Genomic DNA, 22,882 nt, shown 5'->3' on the forward strand with positions numbered 1-22,882 from the left:
GTGAGTGAATGATATTGAATAAATCGTTACGTATGTATGGTATTAGCTTACTTAGTTTGCTTCTACTTCTGTTTTGTTTCGAAATAGAAGTAGAAGCAGCACCTAAAACGGTTAATGATTGTATTAAAGAAGCTGATTGTGAACCATCTGAAGAGAAACCGATAGATAAGGACAAGGAATCATCCAAACTTGTAAATGAAAAAGCAGAAACAACACCTCTATGGTTAAATTTTATCAAACTAATTATTGTTTTATTTCTGATTTTAGGTTTAATCTATGCTTTTTTAAAGTTTTTAAAAAAGAAGAACGCTATGTTTCATCAAGTAAAGGCGTTAGAAAACCTCGGTGGCATATCGGTAGGACAAAATAAATCACTACAAATTGTACGGGTTGGTAGTAAATTTTATTTAATTGGAGTTGGCGATAATGTTGAGCTGCTTCAAGAAATCGATGATGATACACTTATCGGGGAATTAGCGAAAGATGATGCAATGGACACCATCCCTTTTGCTTTATTTCGAAAAAAGAAAGATCAAAAAGGAGAACAACAGCAAAACACAAATACAACGACAGCTTTTAAGAAGCAGTTTATGAATGAACTGGACAAACTAAAGGAGAACCGTAATAAAATGATTCAGGAGTACAAACAGAAGGAAGATCAAAATGAATGAATTTGTAGATATGTTTTCCAGTTCTGATCCAGAAAATATATCGATATCGGTAAAGCTTATTTTATTATTAACTGTTCTGACCTTAGCTCCTAGTATATTAATCTTAATGACAAGCTTTACGAGAATTATTATCGTCTTATCGTTTGTTCGTACGTCACTTGCGACTCAGCAAATGCCGCCGAATCAAGTACTAATAGGCTTAGCTTTATTTCTTACCTTCTTTATTATGGCACCGATATTTAATGAGGTTTATGAGCAGTCATTACAGCCGTTATTTGCAGAGGAAATTACACTAGATGAGGCGTATGAAGAAGCGAGCATTCCGATTAAAGAGTTTATGGCAGAGCATACCAGGCAAAAGGATTTAGCACTATTTATGAATTATGCTGAACTGGAGCGTCCAGAGACAGTGGAAGATATTCCCTTAACTACCTTAGTTCCTGCATTTGCCATTAGTGAGCTGAAAACAGCGTTTCAAATGGGATTTATGATCTTTGTTCCGTTTTTGATTATTGATATGGCTGTTGCCAGTGTATTGATGTCAATGGGGATGATGATGCTTCCTCCAGTTATGATATCCTTGCCTTTTAAAATCTTGTTGTTTGTTCTCGTAGATGGCTGGTATTTAATTACACATTCATTGCTTGATAGCTTTTAACCAATCATTCTCTAAAGCTATTCATCTTTTATTCTGTCCTCTTCGAGAATCGCGCAAGGAAGTTTATTATTAGCTTGCTGATTAGACGGTAGCTGAACCTTAGCCATAGAAAGAAGGAGGCTGTTGTAATATGAGCAGTGAGTTTGTATTAACTCTTGCAGAAAAAGGTGTATATACCATTCTATTGGTCACAGGGCCTTTACTAATACTCGCATTAGGTGTCGGCCTTTTAGTCAGCATTTTTCAGGCGACAACACAAATCCAAGAGCAGACATTGGCGTTTATCCCTAAAATTGTTGCTGTACTAATTGGATTAGTTGTTTTTGGACCTTGGATGCTGTCCGTACTCGTAGAATTTACTTCCGATCTGTTTCAAAATATAAATCAGTTTGTAGGGTAAATGATGTTAGAAATAATAAATATAAATAGCATTCCTGTATTTTTACTTGTTTTTGTAAGAGTGTTGGCGTTTTTCATCGTAATGCCACTTTTTTCTTACCGTACCATTCCAACACCTTTTAAAATAGGGATTAGTTTTTTCCTGGCATATCTATTGTTTTATACGGTTGACGCACCAACCTTAACAATAGATTTAACTTATTTGCTATTGGTGTTTAAAGAAGTTTTAATAGGACTATTAATCGGTTTAATGGCTTATATTATTTTATCAGCTGTGCAAATCGCCGGAGGCTTCATTGATTTTCAAATGGGATTTGCCATCGCCAATGTGATTGACCCACAAACTGGAGCGCAAAGTCCGTTAACCGGGCAATATTTCTATATTATTGCGCTACTATTTTTATTATCGGTAAATGGTCATCATATTTTAATAGATGGGATCGTAAATAGCTATCAATTTATTCCAATCGACCAATTCCTGCCTTTACAAGATGAATCGATTGTGAATTACATTATCGATAGTTTTAATCATATGTTTCTGATTGCTTTTCAAATTGCAATCCCAATTGTTGGCTGTCTATTTCTAGTTGATGTAGCTTTAGGCATTATTGCAAGAACCGTACCGCAATTAAATGTATTTGTTGTTGGTTTGCCTCTAAAAATAATGGTTAGTTTTATTGTGTTGTTGTTTTTTATGAGTTTATACGTCATTTTAGTTAAAAACTTATTTGAAATTATGTTTGATACTATTCGTACGCTAATGCAGTTATTCGGAGGTGGCTAACTTGCAACTTAAGATGAATTTGCAGTTTTTTGCAGGTGAGAAAACAGAAAGGGCTACTCCGAAAAAACGTCAAGATGAACGAAAAAAAGGGAAGGTTGCCAAAAGTCAAGACGTTAATACAGCTTTTTTACTGTTGTTTACGTTTATCATATTATTTTCGTTTGGAAATTTCATGAAGGAAACGATGACTTCCTTATATAAACATACATTTACAGAATTTATCCATTGGGAAGTAACAGAAAAAACCGTTCAGCAAATTTTTTCAGGAGCTACGCTGGAAGTAGCTAAAATGTTAGCTCCTATAATGATCATAGCCATTATTGCAGCATTAGCGGCAAATTTTTTGCAAATTGGCTTCTTATTTACAACAGAACCACTTAAATTTGACTTGAAGAAGATTGACCCGATCCAAGGAGCAAAACGGATTTTTTCTATTCGTGCACTTGTTGAGCTTCTAAAGTCATTATTAAAAATCGTAAGTATTGGTGTAGCGACGTTTGCCGTTATTTGGTTTTATAAAGATGATATGATGATGACGGCCTTCAAAACCCCTGAAGCGTCATTAGGTTTTTTCGGGAAAGTAACGATCACTATGGGAATAACAGTGATTATTTTATTATTGTTTTTAGCTGTATTTGATTATGCTTATCAACGATACGATTACGAGAAAAATATGAGAATGTCAAAGCAAGATATAAAAGATGAATATAAGAATATGGAAGGAGACCCACTCATTAAATCAAAGATAAAAGAAAGACAAAGACAAATGGCAACACGCAGAATGATGAGTGAAGTTCCTCATGCAGATGTTATCATTACAAACCCTACGCATATTGCAATTGCTATTAAGTATGATGAGGAAAAAGCTTCTGCACCATATGTTGTCGCTAAAGGGGTAGACGATGTCGCTCAAAAGATAAAAGAAATCGCCAAAAAAAATGACATCATCATGGTGGAAAATAAACCTTTAGCGCGCTCTTTATATCGAGCAATAGATGTTGGTGATATGATACCTGAAGTATTTTTTCAGGCGGTTGCCGAAATATTGGCATATGTATATAAGTTAGAGAAAAAAGTTTAAGCAATAAGGAGAGACCCCGATGAAAGCAAGAGACCTATCCGTACTATTAGGCGTCATTTTAATTATTATTATGTTAATTGTTCCATTGCCTGGATGGCTGTTAAGTGTATTAATACTTTGCAATATCTCATTAGCTCTCATCGTTATCTTAGTTTCGATGAACACACATGAAGCACTGCAATTTTCCGTCTTTCCTACCCTGTTATTATTACTAACTTTATTTCGCTTAGGATTAAATGTTTCCACAACAAGGTCGATTTTATCAGAAGCTGATGCCGGCGGTGTTGTCGACACGTTTGGCTCCTTTGTAATTGGGGGTAATCCATTAGTTGGTTTTGTCGTTTTCGTTATTTTAGTCATTATCCAATTTCTCGTTATTACAAAAGGAGCTGAACGTGTTTCCGAAGTGGCTGCTCGTTTTACATTAGACGCTATGCCTGGAAAACAGATGAGTATCGATGCAGATTTAAATGCAGGCTTAATTTCGGAACAACAGGCAAAAAAACGGCGAGAAAAAGTTGAAAAGGAAGCAGACTTTCACGGATCCATGGATGGGGCGAGTAAATTTGTTAAAGGGGATGCAATTGCCGGAATCATTATCGTTCTTATCAATATTGTTTTTGGTTTAATTATCGGTATGGTACAAATGGACATGTCTTTCCAAGAAGCCATTAATACGTTTATGCGTCTTACGGTTGGTGACGGATTAGTAAGTCAAATTCCAGCATTATTAATCTCTACTGCCACCGGTATTGTCGTAACAAGAACTGCTGGAGAAGGAAATCTGGGAGAAGACGTTTCAGGACAATTGTTGCAATATCCGAAGCTATTATTCATTGCTGCAGGAACCATATTTTTACTTGGCTTAACACCAATTAATTTCTTTTTAACTACGATTATTGCCGGACTATTAGCATTGAGCGGCTATCTCTTATTAAAGCAAACGCAGGTAGTAGAGGAGCCAACAGATGAGGAGAACGATCAAACCGAAAGTGAAGTAATGAAATCTCCGGAGAATGTTGTCCATTTGTTAAATTTGGACCCAATTGAATTTGAGTTCGGTTATTCATTGATTCCGTTAGCAGATGCCAATCAAGGCGGAGATTTGCTCGATCGGATTGTGATGATTCGTAGACAGTTAGCCATTGAATTAGGTATTGTCATTCCAGTCGTTCGGATTCGTGATAATATTCAACTGCAACCAAACGAATATCGCTTAAAAATAAAAGGGAATGAAGTTGCATCTGGTGAGCTGCTTCTTGATCATTATTTAGCAATGGCACCAGATATAGAAGATGACGACTTGGAAGGAATCGACACGAACGAACCTGCATTTGGCTTACCTGCAAAATGGATAACAGAAGAGTTAAAAGATGAAGCAGAATTATCGGGCTATACGGTGGTTGATCCTCCATCTGTCGTATCCACACATTTAACGGAAACGATTAAAAAACATGCGCATGAGCTCTTAGGCCGAGAAGAAACGAAGCAATTAATTGATCATCTAAAAGAAAGCTATCCAATATTAGTAGAGGAAGTTACTCCAGAACCATTATCCATAGGTGATATTCAGAAAGTGTTGGCAAAGTTATTAAAAGAAAGAGTATCTATTCGTAATTTGCCGATTATCTTTGAAATACTTGCTGACTTTGCTAAATTAACAAACGATACGGATTTGCTTACGGAATATGTTCGTCAAGCACTCTCTAGCCAAATTACAAAGCAGTACACAGAGGATAATCAATCCCTAAAAGTAGTCACTTTATCACCAAAAGCTGAAAAAGCAATAGCTGAAAGTATTCAACAGACAGAGCACGGTAGTTTTTTATCGATGGATCCGGAATTACAACAACAGTTAATCAAACAGATGAAGGAAGAAGTAGAACGGCTGACGCTTCAAGAGGAAACAGCAATTTTATTATGCTCACCCGCTGTTCGCATGTATGTAAGACAGTTGTTAGACCGCTTTTTACCAAATGTTGTTGTCCTATCCTATAATGAACTGGAGCCTGATGTTCAGGTACAAAGTGTCGGGGTGGTGAATATCGCATGAAGGTGAAGAAATATATTGCCGATTCAATGCCGGAAGCAATGAAACAAATTCGGAAAGAACTCGGAACAGAAGCTGTTATATTACAAACGAGAAATATTAAAAGAGGCCGGTTTTTCGGACTGTTAAAAAAACAGCAAATTGAAGTCGTAGCTGTGAAAGATCCACAACCAGTAGTACCGAAAAAACAAGTGGTAACAGAAGATAAAGGATTACATAAGAATCAGATGGTGAAACCGACAGAAAATAGTAATCTGTTGAAGGAATTAGAGCAGGTAAAACAGCTTCTACATCAATCTGCCATTGAAACAATTACATATCCGGCTGATTATCAGCTGGTCTACCACTACTTACTGGATCAAGAAGTAGAGCAGCAGCTTGCGGCAAGCATTATCGAAGCTGTCATTGAATATCAGCAAAATAAGCAGCAAATGAATCGTCCATTCATTGTAAAACAAGTAGAAGAGGAAATAACGAAGCGACTGGAGAGGGTATCGTTTCAAGGTCTAACCTATAAAAATAAGCTTGTATATTTCGTCGGGCCAACTGGTGTTGGTAAAACGACAACAATTGCCAAAGTAGCAGCTAAAAGTAAGCTTGAGGACCGTAAGCGAGTGGCTTTAATAACGGCTGACACGTATCGGATAGCAGCAGTTGAGCAGCTAAAGACATATGCTGATATATTACAGGTGCCAATTGAAGTCGTGTATACGAGAGCGGATTTTGAAGAAGCAATTAAAAAGTTCTCGGCATATGATGTCGTATTTATTGACACAGCTGGGCGTAATTTTCGTGAAGAAATGTATGTAAAACAGCTGCAGGCTGATATTGGTATTGGAAGATCAGAGGGTGCAGATACGTATTTAGTGCTTTCCTTAACTGCAAAGCCTAAAGATATAACTGATATTTTTGATCGATTTAAACCGCTAAACATTACAGAGGTTATTTTCACCAAGATGGATGAAACGAGTCAGTTTGGCAGTATGTTGAATATCGCATTAAGGAAAAATATAGGTGTTGCTTATATCTCGAATGGACAAGACGTCCCGGAACATTTACTCAATCCCTCTTCACAGCTACTAGCGACATATGTAATGAGGGATGCTTATGAAAAATGACCAAGCATCTGGATTAAGAAGAAGGTTACATCCAGCATTAAGTAAACAAAAACATGCCAAAACAGTCGCTGTGATTAGTGGCAAAGGTGGTGTCGGTAAGTCAAATATAACCCTAAATCTCTCACTTGAATTATTAAATCAAAAGAAACGTGTACTCATCATCGATATGGATATTGGAATGGGGAATATTGACATTTTATTAGGCTTACAGGTACAAAAAACAATTATCGATATGTTTGAGCGTCATCTTTCTATTCAAGAAATTATTGAAACAGGCCCAAATAATCTTCATTATGTGGCAGCTGGTTCCGGTTTATCGAATATTTTTTCCATGAATCAAGCAACAAAAGATTTTTTCTTTCAACAATATCAAACAATCATTCCAACATATGACTATATTATTTTTGATATGGGTGCAGGAATTACCCAAGATACATTAACGTTTATTTTGGCTGCGGATGAATGTATCGTTATTACAACACCTGAACCAACTTCTATTACGGATGGATACAGCATGATTAAGCACATTGTTTCCTACAATCCTTCGCTCCCGATTCAAGTGATCATGAATCGAAGCCAATCGGAGGCACAAGGAAGGAAGTCTTTGGAACGGTTTCAAGCGGTAGTTCGTCAATTTTTACAATTAGAAATAAAGCTCTTAGGTAGTTTACCTGAAGATAAAGCAGTGACGAAAGCAGTCATTAGACAAACACCCTTTATTTTCCTTTATGAGCGAGCACCGATTACAAAAGCAATCAAACGACTTGTACTTACGTATATGGAGCAAGCATGTGGAGCAGAACAGACAAACGTTTCATCCTTTTTAAACAAACTAAAACAATTATGGACAGAGAGGTAAAGAAAGATGAACCCAATTCGTGTCATTGTAATTGATGATTCAGCCTTTATGCGAAAAGTAATTTCCGATTTATTAACAAGTGACCCTCGCATAGAAGTTATTGCAACAGCTAGAAATGGTCAAGATGGATTAGAAAAAATCAAGCAACTGAATCCAGATGTAGTGACATTAGATATTCACATGCCAGTAATGGATGGAATAACAGCATTAAAAGAGCTGATGCAATCTCATCCTACTCCAGTTGTCATGCTTTCAAGCGCTACGGAGGACGCATCGTTTAAAACCATCCAGGCTATTTCAAGTGGTGCAGTAGATTTTATTGCCAAGCCGTCGGGCGCTATTTCCATCGATATTGCTACGATGAAACAGGAAATTATTGACAAAGTTGTGACTGCTTCACAAGTTAGTCTGCCATTACAGCAAAAGGAGATTGTCAAGCAGCCATCAACTTTAGTAAAGCAAACTAATCCCGCAGTTAAACATAAGCAAACGATTGTAGCTATTGGGACTTCTACCGGAGGACCACGTGCACTTGAACATATTATCCAGCGTTTACCAAAAAATCTAGCAGCATCTGTTTTAGTTGTACAACACATGCCAGCTGGTTTTACGAAGTCATTAGCCCAACGGCTTAATCAAAAAGCTGCTTTATTGGTAAAGGAAGCAGAGGATGGGGAGCTACTAGAAAACGGTGTTATCTATATCGCACCAGGTGGTTTTCACATGAAAGTGAAACAAGTTGGAACCTCTTTGTTTATTGATTTAACGACAGAAGCTGCTTTACGTGGACATCGGCCTTCTGTTGACATGCTATTTACTTCATTGGCTCAGGTAAAAGAAGTGAATAAGATTGCGGTTGTATTAACAGGTATGGGGAATGATGGAGCGAATGGCATTAAAGAACTAAAGAAAATGGATCAGCATACCTATGTTATCGCCGAATCAGAAGAAACTGCAATCGTTTATGGCATGCCAAAAGCTGCTGTTCGAACAAATTACGTGAATAAGCAAGCACCTTTAGGCGAAATGAGTAATTTAATAACAAATTTAGTATAAATGGAGGGATACGAAATGGATACATCAGGCTATTTAAGTATTTTTATTGATGAGAGTAATGAGCATTTAGAAGTCTTGTATAATCAATTACTAGCCTTAGAAAAAAATCCGGACGAAAAAGCAATCATTGAAGAGATCTTTCGAGCGGCTCATACGCTAAAGGGAATGTCTGCAACAATGGGCTTTAATGACTTAGCCAATCTTACACATAAATTAGAAAATGTGTTTGATGCGATTAAAGAAGGAAAAATTTCCGTAAATACGGAAATGATGGATGTACTATTTGCTTCCGTTGACCATTTAAATGAAATGGTTGAAGATATTGCACAAGGTGGAGATGGAAGCAGGGACGTTAGCGATGCTGTTGAACAATTAAAACAGCTTGAACAGGGGGAGTCTGTTCCATCAGCAAAAGAACAAACCAAACCAGCAACCGATTCAGCAGAACATCCACATAAAGTAAGTAATATAGATGAATTTGCTATTACTATTTTAAATGAATCAACAGAACGTGGATATTTTAATTATGAAATTACGGTAACGCTAAGAGAAGACTGTTTATTAAGAGGCGCTCGTGCTTTCATGATTTTTGAAGTATTAGAAAAGCTTGGAGAAATTATAAAGTCGGATCCGTCTGTCACAGAGATCGAGGAAGAACAATTTGACCGATCATTTTCTCTTTTATTTATTACCAAGCATCCAGAGGACTTAGTAAAACAAAACATCGAAAAGGTTTCTGAGATTGAATCCGTGGAGATATATCCTTTTTCAACGAACCAGCTTGATAAAAGTGAAGCAGAAAGTGAAACGAAAAAAATACCAAAAGAAAATCAACAAACAAAGTCACCAAAGAAAAAACAACACAACCAAGCAAATTCACATAGTGTTGTTAATAAAACTATCCGCGTAAATATCGATAGACTGGATGTATTAATGAATCTATTTGAAGAGTTAGTTGTCGATCGTGGCAGATTAGAGCAACTAGCTTCTGATTTGGATAATAAAGATTTACAAGACACCGTAGAACATATGTCGCGGGTATCGAGTGACTTGCAATCTATTATTTTAACCATGCGAATGGTACCTATTGAACAAGTGTTTAATCGTTTTCCAAGAATGATTCGTCAAGTAGCTCGTGATCTAAATAAAAAAGTAGAAGTAGAAATTATTGGTGCAGAAACAGAATTAGATCGTACGGTTATTGATGAAATTGGCGATCCACTAGTACATCTAATTCGTAACGCAATGGATCATGGGATCGAATCTCCAGAAGAACGTATGAACAAAGGAAAGCCAGAACAAGGAACATTAAAACTAGAGGCATATCATAGCGGAAATCATGTTTTTATAGAAATTAAAGATGATGGAGCGGGAATTAGCAGAGAGAAGGTTCTAAAAAAAGCAATTGCAAAAGGCATTCTTTCTGAGAGTCAGGCAGAAATTTTAACCGATCAGCAAGTATTTGATCTGATCATGTCCAGTGGCTTTTCTACTGCAGATCAAGTCTCTGATTTATCTGGTAGAGGCGTTGGCTTAGATGTCGTTAAAAACACCATTGAATCTTTAGGTGGAAGAATTTCCATTGATTCAAAACCAGATCAAGGTTCTATTTTCTCGATTCAATTGCCACTGACGCTTTCAATCATTTCCGTATTACTTATTGAGTTACAAAAAGAAAAGTATGCAATCCCATTATCATCCATTATTGAAACTGCAATTGTGCATAAAGATGATATTATGCATGCACATCATACGAAAGTGATTGATTTTCGTGGTACGGTTGTTCCATTAGCATTTTTAAATGAAATTTTTGCTGTACCGATCAACGAGGAAGCGCCATCAAGCGACTATTTGTCCATTGTTATCGTGAAAAAGGGCAATAAATTAACCGGATTAGTAGTTGATTCGTTTATTGGACAGCAAGAAGTTGTTTTAAAATCATTGGGAAGCTATTTAACAGAAACATTTGCTATTTCTGGAGCAACCATACTTGGCGACGGTGAAGTAGCATTAATTATTGATAGCAATGCACTCATTAAATAACTAATAATATTGGAGGAAAAAACGATGGAAAATAACGCAACGACTAGCAGAAAAGTAATCGTATTTCAGCTTGGAGATGAGGAATACGCAGTATCCGTACAGCAAGTAGGATCAATTGAAAGAATGATTCCAATTACTAGAGTTCCGCAGACGGCAGATTTTGTTAAAGGAGTAATTAATTTAAGAGGAGTAGTAACTCCGGTTATTGATTTGCGTCTCCGTTTTGGTATGGAGAAAACGGCTTACAATGATTCTACCCGCATCATTATCGTCTTTGTAGATGAGATGGAGGTAGGGCTGATCGTAGATGCTGCGAATGATGTGATTGACATTCCTGAATCAGAAATTGAACCTACTCCAGAGGTTATTGGTACTGTTGAGGCAAAATACATTGATGGTGTAGCGAAGTTGGATAATCGCTTATTGATTTTACTAAATATGCAAAAGGTTTTAACCGAAGAAGAAATTCAAGAGTTAAAATCGGTAGAAGGATAAATATGTATGGATGTTACAAAATTAACGCAAATGCAAAAAGATGTGTTGCGTGAGATTGGTAATATTGGAGCTGGAAATGCGGCGACTTCCATGTCAAAACTATTAAATAGAAAAGTAGAAATGGAAGTGCCTGCTGTTAAAATCGTAAGTTATGATGAAATGATGGAGCTAATAGGGGGACCGGAAGCAATCATCGTTGCTTTGTTATTTCAAATAAAAGGAGATGCACCAGGAACAGTTTACTTCATTTTATCCATAGAGGAAGCGAATGCTCTAATCAAGGAGATAACGCAAAATAGTGAACTTAAACTTACAAATACGGCAGATAATGAACTGGCGGCATCTGTGTTGCAAGAGGCTGGAAATATTTTGACGGGTGCTTATCTATCTGCATTGGCGGATTTTACGAATATGAACCTGCAGCCTTCTATACCTTATTTAAGTGTTGACATGGCAGCGGCTATTTTAACAGTAGGATTACTAGAAATATCCCAGGTTACAGATTACGCCTTAATTATCGATACGAAGATTCATCCTTCTTATCTAACAAATAAAATTAAAGGTAATTTTTTATTTATCCCTAATCCGGATTCGTTTACTAAAATATTTCAAGCGTTAGGAATTAATGATCATGACTAAAACAACATCATCGATTATTAGGGTGGGTATTGCTGATTTAAATATAGTTAAGGCTCCGCAAAAAATACGCACAGCAGGATTAGGATCATGTGTAGGTGTTGTTATTTATGATGAACGTAAACAAATTGCAGGACTTTCTCATGTACTTTTGCCAAATTCAAAACTAGCAAGACAGCCAGATTTTAATATGTATAAGTACGCAGATACAGCTATTCCTTATTTAGTAGACCGTCTTTTTAAAGCAGGCGCGAGAAAAGGTATGCTCAAAGCAAAAGTGGCAGGTGGAGCACAGATGTTTCAGTTCTCCAATGGTTCAGATATCATGCGAATTGGACCGCGTAATGTCGAAGCTGTTTTAGAGCAGCTTAAACAGCTATCGATTCCCATTATTGCTTCTGACGTAGGAGGAAATGCTGGACGAACAATTGAATTTGATCCAGAAACAAGTCAATTGAAAATCAGGACGGTAAATAAGGGTGATACCTTCATATAAAAGGATTAGCTTATTGTAATAAGGGGTGAACAAAGATGAAAGTGAATCCATCTCCACATGAACAAGAGCTGTGGGATAGTTGGTTAAACAACAATGATATGGATGCTGCAAATGAGTTAATTGAAAAGTATATGTATCTAGTCAGTTTTCATGTGGAGAGAATCGCAAGCCACTTACCAAATAGCGTGATGAAAAGTGATGTGAAAAGCTTTGCGTTAATGGGACTTTATGATGCATTAAAAAAATTTGATCCAACGAGAGACTTTAAGTTTGACACATACGCTTCTTTTCGTATCAAAGGCGCAATTATTGATGGTTTACGCAGAGAGGATTGGCTACCTCGCTCCTTACGAGAAAAAACAAAAAAAGTTGAAAAAATAGCTCATCAGCTTGAACAACAAAATCAACAAATACCGAGTGCCGCTGAAATTGCCAGGCATGCAGGTATGACGGTTAAAGAGGTGGAGAGTGCGATGTGTGATTCTCTTTTTGCAAATGTATTATCGATAGAAGAAAAACCTAGTGATCCGAAAATGAAATTAAAAGAAGGAATAGGTTATTCGATACCAGATGAGAAATCGCTTGCTCCAGAAGAACAAATATTAAATAATGAATTGAAAGAAGAATTAATAGAAGGAATAAAAAAGTTGAATAAAAATGAGCAGCTCGTAATAAGTCTTTTCTATCACGATGAATTAACATTAACAGAAATTGGGGAGGTTCTAGGATTAACTACATCACGAATATCACAAATTCATAAAAAATCCATTTTAAAACTTCGTCATTCCTTGAATAAAATTCAAGTTCTTTCCTAATATTTGTGATTCTGCAATGGTTTCTCATTTTCTAGTTAGGTGATATTAGCTAGAATAGAAGGGCGGAACATATGTTATGGGTCAATTACAATTAGAAGAAGTGTTAACCGTTACGGTTGCAAAAGATAAAATGCTCGCGCAAATTGATGTAAAAGAAGGTCAAGATCTTTCAAATGTGGAATTAACAGATGAATCGCTTCGTCAGCTACTAGCCCAACATCATATCAAATATGGAATTATGGATGAAGCAATAACGCACTTTATTCAACGTCCAACTATGGATGTGTTTCCATTAACTATTGCACGGGGGAAGCAGCCGGAGCATGGTAAGGATGGAAAAGTCGAGTATGTTTCAGATTTCTCCACAGAGATAAATCGTGATCAACAATGGAATTTTCGCGATGTCATGCGAATTCCTTCCGTTAAAAAAGGAGAGAAAATAGCTACGGTTAAGCCCCCAACAAAAGGGACACCGGGTTACATGGTAAATGGTAAGATGATTGCAGCTCGTCCAGGTCGTCCCGCTTTAATAAAAGCGGGTAAGAATGTGGTTTTTAAAGAAGAAAATCAAACTTTTTACGCCGTATCAGAAGGGCAATTAAGCATTAGAGGGAAGTTAATCCAAATACAACCTGTTTTTGAAATTCATGAAACACTTTCTATGAAAAAAGGAAACTTAGATTTTGTAGGAACTATTATTATCCGCGGAGATGTTCCTGCAGGTTATAGTGTAAAAGCAGGTGGAGACATCAAAATATTTGGGATGGTGGAGGCTGCAACCATATCTGCTGGTGGTTCCGTTCATGTATCAGAAGGTTTAGCTGGACAGGGAAAGGGAACAATTGAAGCTGGGGAGTCTATTCAAATTGGCTATATCAATCAAGGTAATGTAATTGCAGAAAAAGATTTATATGTAGAGAATTCCATCATTCATAGTATTTGTACGATAAAGGGGCATGTTTTTTGCCAAAAAGGAAGTATAATTGGTGGTACGCTATCTGTGGGAAAAATGGCAGAAGCAAAAGATGTGGGAAATCGACTAAGTACGAAAACGGAAATTATTTTTGGACTGAATCAATTAGTGGAGCAACAAAAAAACAAGTTGCTTACTAAAAAGCAGGACTTGGAAGCGATATTGGCGAAATTAACTTTATTAGGCGAGAAGCTGAAGGCAAATAAAAAAACAGATGATCCTAAATTAAGAATTACAGCGCTTCGCCAAAAACATTCATGGAGTAAGACAAAGGCTGAATTGGAAGAGGTCGAACAAGCTGTGAATGAGCTTAATTCCTATTTAGGAAGTGAACAGGAAGCGGAACTTATTGTTAGAAATTATTTGTATTCAAATGTTACGGTTGCCTTTGGTAAATATCGCCGGGTGATTAAAGCAGATCATCATTATGTTAAAATGCATTTAGTTGACAACGAAATTGTCATACATCCTTTGTCCCGCATGTAAGGATCGGTATTTCTCTTATCTCAAATGTCCTTTATGACCCCCTGACGACATGGTGAGAGAAACATCTCTTAAATGCCCGATTTGTTTAAAGACCTTTAGGTGTCATACCCTTGCGGTACTAACATTCAAGGAGAAAAGCATTCCTTGACTGAAGTTCACTTTATTTGATTGTAAAGGAAGTGATCTAGTGGGGTGGAAATCGGTTGAAATGCAGGTAGCTCTTCCACGTTCTCAGGACGCCGGAAAGCTTCAGCAGCAATTGTTAAGACAAGGCCAAGATTTTCAAGCTTCCCTTACTCAACATCAGCTGCTTCAGGAAGAATTAAAGCGCAAGCAAGTAGCGGAAACCGAACAATTATATCGATCTAAATGGGAGGGGGAAGCTGATAAAAACACCTCTGAGAAGTTTCCTAATAAGCGAAAAGACAATAAGAAAAAATTACAAAAATATCAACATCCGTATTTAGGAAAACAGATTGATTTTAACGGGTAGAGAGGGATTTTTCATGACATCTTTTTTACTGTTGATTAGTTTTTTATTGCATATCATTTCATTTTCGGCTATTTATCAGCTTAAACAAGTAAAACAACACCACCAATCGAACACAACTGATTCTAATATTGGAGCGTTATTTGAATCATATTTAGCGGAATTTAAAGAGGAAAATAACCGCCTGCAACAGGCGCTTAAACAAACGAACCATGCGCAATTAGAGCCCGATAGCGAAGGAAACATGGAAGAGATCGCAAGCACCATAGTGGAAAATGTCCCAATGGTTGATGACAGCAAAGAGGACAAAGTAGTTACATCACTAAAAGCAAACATACTACAGCTTTATAGTAAAGGACTCTCTCCAGGGGAGATCGCCAAGCAGTTAAATTGCGGTAAAACAGAAGCGGAACTAATTATTAAGTTACATCAACAATAAATGTTATATGTTAGAAAAACTTGGTTTGTCGCCAAGTCTTGATGACGAAAGCTATCGTTTTTCTTATATGATAAAGTGAAACTTCATTCAGTAGGAATTTGCTTCCCTCTCCTACTGAATATAAGTTGAACTAATTGGGCATTTAGGTGCCGTTTCTTCCACTTTTGACCCCTTGTATCAACTCAAGCTCTTGAAGCAGGAGTCTTACGGCACCTTACATGCGGGATAAAGTGAAACTTCATTCCGTGGAATGCTTTTTACACGGAATGTTAGTTAAACCAATCGGGCATTTAGGTGCCGTTTTCTACCACTTGACCCTTTTGTATCAATTCAGGACTTGAAGTGGGAAACTTACGGCACCTTACATGCGGGACAAAGCCTAAAGTTTTATACTTTTCTATAATGTAAAAAGAATTTTTTTTGATAAAACTGTATATTATATAATTATACTTGATTCCTTCTATTTGTTATGATATATTATCTTGTGGTGTGAATACAATATTTTTCGCATGAGAGCGTTAGTTTGTAAATTACACACGCTTAGGGATTTGTAAATGTGGTGCCGTAATTAAGTTATGGTCTTTTTACAAAGAGGATCTAAGCGGAGGATAAAAACCATTAGGAGGAATTTTTAATGTCAGCTATTTCAATGAAACAGCTACTTGAAGCTGGTGTACATTTTGGTCATCAGACTCGTCGCTGGAATCCGAAGATGAAAAAATACATCTTCACAGAGCGTAATGGAATTTATATCATCGACCTGCAAAAAACAGTGAAAAAGGTAGATGAAGCATACAATTACGTGAAGGAAGTTGTAGCAAACGGAGGTACCATCCTTTTCGTAGGTACCAAAAAACAAGCACAGGAATCAGTACGTGAAGAAGCGATTCGCTCCGGTATGTTCTATGTAAATCAACGCTGGTTAGGTGGTACACTTACTAACTTCCAAACGATTCGCAAACGTATCAATCGTTTAAAAGACATTGAGCGTATGGAAGAAGACGGTACATTCGACGTATTACCGAAGAAAGAAGTTATGAACCTGCTAAAAGAAAAAGATCGTTTAGTGAAATTCCTTGGCGGGATTAAAGAAATGAATAAGCTTCCAGATGCGTTGTTTGTTATTGACCCACGTAAAGAACGAATTGCAATTGCTGAAGCTCATAAATTAAATATTCCAATTATCGGAATTGTAGATACAAACTGTGATCCGGATGAAATTGATTATGTAATCCCTGCAAATGATGATGCAATTCGTGCTGTAAAACTTTTGACTTCAAAAATGGCAGATGCTATTTTAGAGGTAAAACAAGGCGAAGAAATGGAAGAAGTTCCAGCAGAAGCAGAAAAAGAAGAACCTAAAGCAGAAAAAGAAGCTGAAGCAGCTACTGAAACAAAACAAGATTAATCATCAATTAAAGGTGAGGGTGATAAGAGGATGAGAGCCTTTTATCACCTTTTTTAAAGAAAAACGTATTCGTGTCAAGGAGGATTTTAAATGGCTATTACTGCAAAAATGGTTAAAGAATTACGTGAAAAAACAGGCGCAGGCATGATGGATTGTAAAAAAGCGCTACAAGAAACAGATGGGAACATGGATGCTGCTATCGATTATTTACGAGAAAAAGGACTTTCTAAAGCAGCTAAGAAAGCTGATCGCATTGCGGCTGAAGGTTCAACCTATATTAAAACGGAAGGTAACACGGCTGTTTTACTAGAAGTAAATTGTGAAACAGATTTTGTAACGAAAAATGATCAATTTAAACAACTGCTTGTTCAACTTGCTGATCATTTGCTTCAGAAAAAACCGGAAACTGTTGAAGAAGCACTTCAACAAACAATGGCGGAAACGGGTGACACAGTAGAAAATTACATCAAAGCTGCTGTTGCAAAAATCGGTGAAAAGTTATCACTTCGCCGCTTTACGATTTTAACAAAAACAGATAATGATACATTTGGCGAATACTTGCATATGGGTGGGCGCATCGGTGTACTTACACTGTTAGAAGGAACAACTGATAAAGAAGTGGCAAAAGATGTAGCCATGCATATAGCAGCTGTAAATCCGCGTTATATTTCTCGTGATCAAGTGGCTGAAGAAGAAGTAAATCATGAACGAGAAGTGCTAAAAGCGCAAGCATTAAATGAAGGAAAGCCCGAGCATATTGTAGAAAAAATGGTAGAAGGCCGTCTTGGCAAATTTTTTGAGGAAATTTGTTTATTGGAACAAAACTTTGTCAAAGATCCAGACCAAAAAGTGAAAAAGTATGTTTCTGATAAAGGTGCTTCTGTAAAATCATTTGCTCGTTATGAAGTAGGCGAAGGTATGGAAAAAAGAGAAGAAAACTTCGCAGATGAAGTAATGAGTCAAATCAAAAAGTAATGGTTGGTCATAGGGAGCAAGAAATTGTTCCCTATTTCTCCATACAGCTTTATACATTCACAATAAATAACTATCATTTTTCTATGGAGGTTACTATGACAACAGCTTGTTACCGTAGAATCGTACTTAAATTAAGTGGAGAAGCATTAAGTGGCAAAAATGGTTTTGGTATTGAACCAAAGGTCATTCAGTCGATCGCTAATCAGGTAAAAGAAGTAGCTGAATTAGGTGTAGAAATTGCAATTGTTGTTGGTGGAGGAAACATTTGGCGTGGTAAAATTGGTAGTGAAATGGGCATGGATCGAGCAACAGCAGATTATATGGGGATGCTAGCTACCATTATGAACGCTCTAGCACTGCAGGATGGGTTGGAGAATATCGGTATTCCAACAAGAGTGCAAACATCAATTGAAATGCGACAAGTAGCGGAGCCGTACATAAGGAGAAAAGCAATTCGTCATCTGGAGAAAAAGCGTGTAGTCATTTTTGCTGCAGGAACTGGAAATCCATTCTTTTCTACGGATACAACGGCAGCTTTACGTGCTGCAGAGATTGAAGCAGAAGTTATCCTCATGGCTAAAAACAATGTAGATGGAGTTTATACCGAAGATCCTAAGCTGAACAAGAATGCAACGAAGTATGATCAGCTTTCTTACATGGAAATGCTAAATGAAGGACTCGGTGTCATGGATTCAACAGCTTCAACCTTGTGCATGGATAACGATATTCCATTAGTCGTATTCTCAATTATGGAGGAAGGCAATATAAAACGAGTCGTACAAGGAGAAGTAATAGGAACGACGATAAGGGGGAAATAAATATGTCGGATGATATAATGAAACAAATGAAAGAAAAAATGGAACAAGCTGTTCAAGCATTTACTAAAAATTTGGCGACAATTAGAGCAGGAAGAGCAAATCCAAGTTTATTAGATAGTGTATTTGTCGAATATTACGGCACAAGTACACCATTAAATCAATTAGCATCCGTTTCTGCTCCGGAAGCCAGACTTCTTGTTATTACTCCATATGATAAAACAGCTATCTCAGATATTGAAAAAGCCATTCAAAAAGCAGATTTAGGGATTTCTCCGTCCAGTGATGGTAATGTGATTCGTATTAATATTCCGCCACTAACTGAAGAACGCCGTAAAGATTTAGTCAAAGTTGTCGGTAAATATGCAGAGGAATCACGTGTACAAGTAAGAAATCTCCGTCGTGAAGCAAATGATCAGTTGAAAAAAGAGGAAGGTCTACCGGAAGATGAACGAAGAGCTTTACAAGACGACGTTCAAAAAGCTACCGATAAGTACATTGAAAAAATCGATGAACTGGCAAAAAATAAAGAAAAAGAAATTATGGAAGTTTAACCTATTTCATATAAAATGAATAGAAAAAGCCCCTCTTTATTTAAGGGGGCTTTTGTTTTCTTAAGGAAAAATAGTATAATAAAACTTGATTTACGTGATATAATGGTGTTTAACTTAAGCATAAAATGTGCTTAAACATCATACGATGGATAGATGAAGAAACAGAAACGGTAAACAATATTCGGAGGACAAATTATGTCAATTAGACTTCCTTTCATAAAAAAGAAACAAAAAGAAACAATACAACTAATGGATAGTAAAAACGTTCCGAATCATATCGCCATTATTATGGATGGGAATGGTAGGTGGGCGAAAAAAAGGTCGCTCCCAAGAATTGCCGGTCATAAAGAGGGTGTTGATGCAGTTGTAAAAGCAGTTAGAGCAGCACACCAATTCAATGTTAAAATTTTAACCTTATATGCTTTTTCAACAGAAAATTGGAAAAGGCCCCAAAAAGAAATCGAATTTTTAATGAAACTGCCAAAGGAATTTTTACATATTCATTTACCAGAGCTAATGGAAAGAAATGTACGTATCCAAACAATCGGGGAATTTAATGCGTTACCAGCACATACAAAAGAAGCCGTTCAATATGCGATTGATAAAACAAAGAATAATGATGGATTATTACTGAACTTTGCATTAAACTATGGTAGTAGGTATGAAATTGTGCAAGCAATGAAACATATCGTGTCTGATATTAATGAAGCTAAGTTAACACTGGATGCAATTGATGAAACCGTCTTTTCTAAGTATCTATACACAAATGGACTTCATGATCCGGACTTATTAATACGAACAAGCGGGGAACAACGTTTGAGTAATTTTTTACTTTGGCAGATGGCCTATACGGAATTTTGGTTTACCGATGTGCTTTGGCCGGATTTTGATGAAGCAGTATTTAAACAAGCGATTGAAGAATACCAACAACGTCAACGCCGTTATGGCGGAATTTAAGGTGAGGATAATATGAAGCAACGGATTATAACAGCCATTGTTGCACTCATTATATTTGTCCCATTTGTTATTATTGGCGGTTTGCCATTTGAAATATTAGTATATATAATGGCGACTATCGGCTTTCTTGAGTTGATCAGGATGGGAAATATAGCTAAATACTCGATTCCATCCGTTATGGGAATTGTGTTATTATGGGTGTTAATGATGCAGGAGCATTCGGGAACTACTCCCTTTGCATGGCTGACGAAAACAGAGATAGTTATGCTTATAGTATTATTATTACTATCATATACCGTATTAGTAAAAAATAAATTTACATTTGATCACGCTGGTGTTGTTTTATTATCCGCTATCTATGTAGGCATGGGTTTTTATTATTTAATTTTGGCTAGAGAAGGTGAAAATGGCGGGGGATTAGCCACTATCCTGTATATATTTTTGCTTATCTGGTCGACAGATACAGGTGCTTATTTTGTTGGACGAGCATTTGGAAAACGGAAGCTTTGGCCAAAAATCAGTCCGAATAAAACAGTAGAGGGTGCAATAGGTGGCATCGTTATGGCGATCATTACGAGTATTATTTTTCAATTAATTCATCCAATTGAAGATACATTAATCGGTATGATTGGTGTAGCCATTATCGCTTCCGTATTTGGACAAATTGGTGACCTCGTAGAATCTGCATTCAAACGGCATTTTGGTGTGAAGGACTCTGGCAACGTGCTTCCTGGTCATGGAGGTATATTGGATCGGTTTGACAGTTTATTATTTGTATTACCGATTTTACACTTAGTAGGTTTTTTTAATTAAGCACATAATAAAATAATTAGTAGTGTAAACGGGTATCGTTTCCTGAACAATAAATAAACTTGGCTGTCTACTGACTTGTTATACTTAGAAATAATAATCTTTACAACATGGAAACATATTCTAAAGTTTTATCCCGCATGTAAGGTGCCGTAATACTCCCACTTCAAGAGTGTAGGAAATACGAAGAAATTAAACTGAGAGAAAACGGCACCTAAATGCCCGATTTGTTCAAGGATCTTTAGATCATGCCCTTGCGGTACTAACATTCAGTAGGAGATGGAAGAAAACTCCTACTGAATCAAGTCTCACTTTATACGTTTGAATGAACAACGAGATTCGATGCATCATTTTTTAGATGCTTTTTTAACATCGTCATAGCAATAAAAATTAACGAGAAATAAGTCTACATCCTATTAAAAGGAAGGTGTTCTTTTTGAATACGGTAATCGCGTTTATTTTCATGTTCGGTCTCCTCGTTTTTATCCATGAATGGGGTCATTTGATTTTTGCCAAACGAGCTGGTATGCTCGCACGAGAGTTTGCGATTGGTTTTGGACCTAAAGTATTTGCATTTACAAGAAACGAAACGGTGTATACAATTCGACTCCTTCCAATTGGCGGATATGTAAGAGTGGCCGGAGAAGACCCAGAAATTATTGATCTAAAGCCTGGTCATCATGTTGGGCTCGAATTTAATGAACAAGATGAGGTCATTAAAATCATCGTTAATCATAAATCAAAGCATCCCAATGCCCGCGTGATTGAAATAGAGGAAGCAGATTTAGATCATAAGCTGCAAATTGTAGGTTATGAAATTGATGAACAGGATGAAGAGTTACGGTTTAAGGTGCATCCAAAAGCCAAGTTTGTTATGGATGAACAAGAGACACAAATTGCACCTTATAATCGGCAATTTGCATCCAAATCCGTCGGTCAACGTGCTATGCAATTGTTTGCAGGTCCAATGATGAACTTTGTCCTGGCAATTGTCATCTTTTTAATACTGGGTGTTATTCAAGGAGTACCTGTGGAAGAAGCTAAAATGGGTGAAGTACAAGCGGATAGCCCAGCAGCTGAAGCGGGGATTAAAAACGGCGATGAGGTTGTAAAAATAGAGGGTCAGTCCATTTCGACATGGCAACAATTTACTACCATTGTTCGAGAAAACCCCGGTGAGGAGCTTGATCTAGTTGTTCTTCGTGAAGGGAAAGAAGTGCCGTTAACCGTTATTCCTGCAGAGGTTCCAGGAATGGAAGGACAAGAGCCATTTGGGCAAATTGGTGTCTATAAGGCCTTTGAGAAATCACTATTAGGAACAGTTTCCTATGGTTTTACGCAAACCTTTGAAACGACAAAGCTTATTTTAACGAACTTAGGAATGCTAATAACAGGTCAATTACCAATTGAAACATTATCCGGACCAGTCGGGATTTATGATGCAACGGATCAAATTGTTCAAACAGGATTTACTAATTTCCTGCTGTGGACAGCAATGTTAAGCATTAACTTAGGAATAGTAAATCTTGTTCCACTTCCTGCACTAGATGGGGGTCGATTATTATTTGTTGGTATTGAGGCCGTTCGTGGAAAGCCGATTGCGCCGGAAAAAGAAGGCTTGTTCCATTTTGTTGGTTTTGCCTTTTTAATGCTTTTAATGATTATCGTTACGTGGAATGATATTCAGCGCTTATTCCTTTAAATTGTATAAAGCTGCTGCATATCCACATGAATGGATCATTAGACTTTGGATGAAAGGCTAAAGACAATGGGCCGATTTTTAAAGCTTGGTTTCGCTTAAGAAAAGTGATTGT

General features: G+C 36.9%; 24 protein-coding genes. All 24 read left to right on the plus strand.

All coding sequences use genetic code 11. The features are described 5' to 3' along the window. Positions 1 to 14 precede the first annotated feature (14 nt). The 24 genes from BN1066_RS15910 to rseP all read left to right on the plus strand — a co-directional run bounded on the left by BN1066_RS15910 (position 15) and on the right by rseP (position 22,770). Complete coding sequence (locus BN1066_RS15910) at positions 15 to 671, plus strand: flagellar biosynthetic protein FliO (protein WP_245799811.1); 657 nt, start codon at positions 15 to 17, stop codon at positions 669 to 671. Then, entirely contained in the window at positions 664 to 1,329 is a 666-nt protein-coding gene (fliP, locus tag BN1066_RS15915; RefSeq protein WP_077320429.1) for a flagellar type III secretion system pore protein FliP, read from the plus strand. The genes BN1066_RS15910 and fliP overlap by 8 nt, the downstream gene beginning before the upstream one ends. A gap of 130 nt (positions 1,330 to 1,459) precedes the next feature. Next, complete coding sequence (gene fliQ / locus BN1066_RS15920) at positions 1,460 to 1,729, plus strand: flagellar biosynthesis protein FliQ (protein ID WP_077320430.1); 270 nt, start codon at positions 1,460 to 1,462, stop codon at positions 1,727 to 1,729. Between the two features lie 3 nt (positions 1,730 to 1,732). Next, positions 1,733 to 2,512, plus strand: a complete 780-nt coding sequence (fliR, locus tag BN1066_RS15925) for a flagellar biosynthetic protein FliR (protein ID WP_077320431.1) — start codon at positions 1,733 to 1,735, stop codon at positions 2,510 to 2,512. A 1-nt stretch (position 2,513) separates the two neighbouring features. Then, positions 2,514 to 3,593, plus strand: a complete 1,080-nt coding sequence (gene flhB, locus BN1066_RS15930; RefSeq protein WP_077320432.1) for a flagellar biosynthesis protein FlhB — start codon at positions 2,514 to 2,516, stop codon at positions 3,591 to 3,593. 19 nt (positions 3,594 to 3,612) lie between these two features. Further along, positions 3,613 to 5,646 carry a flagellar biosynthesis protein FlhA gene (flhA, locus tag BN1066_RS15935; RefSeq protein ID WP_077320433.1) on the plus strand — a complete coding sequence of 678 codons (2,034 nt, stop codon included), beginning with the start codon at positions 3,613 to 3,615 and terminating at the stop codon, positions 5,644 to 5,646. Then, positions 5,643 to 6,761: a flagellar biosynthesis GTPase FlhF gene (gene flhF / locus BN1066_RS15940; RefSeq protein ID WP_077320434.1), complete on the plus strand. Its 1,119-nt coding sequence runs from the start codon at positions 5,643 to 5,645 to the stop codon at positions 6,759 to 6,761. Before flhA ends, flhF begins: the two co-directional genes overlap by 4 nt. Then, a complete protein-coding gene (locus BN1066_RS15945) occupies positions 6,751 to 7,620 on the plus strand; it encodes a MinD/ParA family protein (protein ID WP_077320435.1) in 870 nt (289 codons plus the stop codon). Before flhF ends, BN1066_RS15945 begins: the two co-directional genes overlap by 11 nt. Positions 7,621 to 7,626: 6 nt before the next feature. Continuing rightward, positions 7,627 to 8,676 (plus strand): protein-glutamate methylesterase/protein-glutamine glutaminase, encoded by a 1,050-nt coding sequence (locus tag BN1066_RS15950; protein ID WP_077320436.1) that lies wholly within the window; start codon positions 7,627 to 7,629, stop codon positions 8,674 to 8,676. A gap of 15 nt (positions 8,677 to 8,691) precedes the next feature. After that, positions 8,692 to 10,719: a chemotaxis protein CheA gene (locus BN1066_RS15955; RefSeq protein WP_077320437.1), complete on the plus strand. Its 2,028-nt coding sequence runs from the start codon at positions 8,692 to 8,694 to the stop codon at positions 10,717 to 10,719. Positions 10,720 to 10,743: 24 nt separating this feature from the next. Continuing rightward, positions 10,744 to 11,214 carry a chemotaxis protein CheW gene (locus tag BN1066_RS15960; RefSeq protein WP_143695862.1) on the plus strand — a complete coding sequence of 157 codons (471 nt, stop codon included), beginning with the start codon at positions 10,744 to 10,746 and terminating at the stop codon, positions 11,212 to 11,214. A 6-nt stretch (positions 11,215 to 11,220) separates the two neighbouring features. Beyond that, the gene (locus tag BN1066_RS15965) at positions 11,221 to 11,853 is read left to right on the plus strand and encodes a chemotaxis protein CheC (RefSeq protein ID WP_077320439.1); all 633 of its coding nucleotides are present in this window, start codon (positions 11,221 to 11,223) and stop codon (positions 11,851 to 11,853) included. Further along, positions 11,846 to 12,346 (plus strand): chemotaxis protein CheD, encoded by a 501-nt coding sequence (locus BN1066_RS15970; protein ID WP_077320440.1) that lies wholly within the window; start codon positions 11,846 to 11,848, stop codon positions 12,344 to 12,346. Before BN1066_RS15965 ends, BN1066_RS15970 begins: the two co-directional genes overlap by 8 nt. A 35-nt stretch (positions 12,347 to 12,381) precedes the next feature. Next, positions 12,382 to 13,161 (plus strand): FliA/WhiG family RNA polymerase sigma factor, encoded by a 780-nt coding sequence (locus BN1066_RS15975; protein ID WP_077320441.1) that lies wholly within the window; start codon positions 12,382 to 12,384, stop codon positions 13,159 to 13,161. Positions 13,162 to 13,237: 76 nt separating this feature from the next. Next, the gene (locus BN1066_RS15980; RefSeq protein WP_077320442.1) at positions 13,238 to 14,620 is read left to right on the plus strand and encodes a flagellar assembly protein A; all 1,383 of its coding nucleotides are present in this window, start codon (positions 13,238 to 13,240) and stop codon (positions 14,618 to 14,620) included. 187 nt (positions 14,621 to 14,807) lie between these two features. Further along, on the plus strand, positions 14,808 to 15,113 hold the full coding sequence (locus tag BN1066_RS15985) for a hypothetical protein (protein WP_077320443.1): 306 nt from the start codon (positions 14,808 to 14,810) through the stop codon (positions 15,111 to 15,113). A gap of 13 nt (positions 15,114 to 15,126) precedes the next feature. Beyond that, a complete protein-coding gene (locus BN1066_RS15990) occupies positions 15,127 to 15,549 on the plus strand; it encodes a DUF6115 domain-containing protein (protein WP_077320444.1) in 423 nt (140 codons plus the stop codon). A gap of 634 nt (positions 15,550 to 16,183) precedes the next feature. After that, positions 16,184 to 16,957: a 30S ribosomal protein S2 gene (gene rpsB, locus BN1066_RS15995; protein WP_077320445.1), complete on the plus strand. Its 774-nt coding sequence runs from the start codon at positions 16,184 to 16,186 to the stop codon at positions 16,955 to 16,957. 90 nt (positions 16,958 to 17,047) lie between these two features. Then, complete coding sequence (gene tsf / locus BN1066_RS16000; RefSeq protein ID WP_077320446.1) at positions 17,048 to 17,932, plus strand: translation elongation factor Ts; 885 nt, start codon at positions 17,048 to 17,050, stop codon at positions 17,930 to 17,932. A gap of 95 nt (positions 17,933 to 18,027) precedes the next feature. Then, entirely contained in the window at positions 18,028 to 18,750 is a 723-nt protein-coding gene (gene pyrH, locus BN1066_RS16005) for a UMP kinase (RefSeq protein WP_077320447.1), read from the plus strand. A 2-nt stretch (positions 18,751 to 18,752) separates the two neighbouring features. After that, on the plus strand, positions 18,753 to 19,301 hold the full coding sequence (gene frr, locus BN1066_RS16010) for a ribosome recycling factor (RefSeq protein ID WP_077320448.1): 549 nt from the start codon (positions 18,753 to 18,755) through the stop codon (positions 19,299 to 19,301). A gap of 195 nt (positions 19,302 to 19,496) precedes the next feature. Next, positions 19,497 to 20,258, plus strand: coding sequence for an undecaprenyl pyrophosphate synthase (locus BN1066_RS16015; RefSeq protein ID WP_077320449.1), 762 nt, complete (start codon positions 19,497 to 19,499; stop codon positions 20,256 to 20,258). 12 nt (positions 20,259 to 20,270) lie between these two features. Next, positions 20,271 to 21,071 (plus strand): phosphatidate cytidylyltransferase, encoded by an 801-nt coding sequence (locus BN1066_RS16020; protein ID WP_077320450.1) that lies wholly within the window; start codon positions 20,271 to 20,273, stop codon positions 21,069 to 21,071. Positions 21,072 to 21,504: 433 nt separating this feature from the next. Beyond that, positions 21,505 to 22,770: an RIP metalloprotease RseP gene (rseP, locus tag BN1066_RS16025; RefSeq protein ID WP_077320451.1), complete on the plus strand. Its 1,266-nt coding sequence runs from the start codon at positions 21,505 to 21,507 to the stop codon at positions 22,768 to 22,770. The last annotated feature ends 112 nt before the right edge of the window (positions 22,771 to 22,882 follow it).

Source organism: Virgibacillus proomii (assembly GCF_900162615.1).
Classification (GTDB): Bacteria; Bacillota; Bacilli; order Bacillales; family Amphibacillaceae; genus Virgibacillus; species Virgibacillus proomii.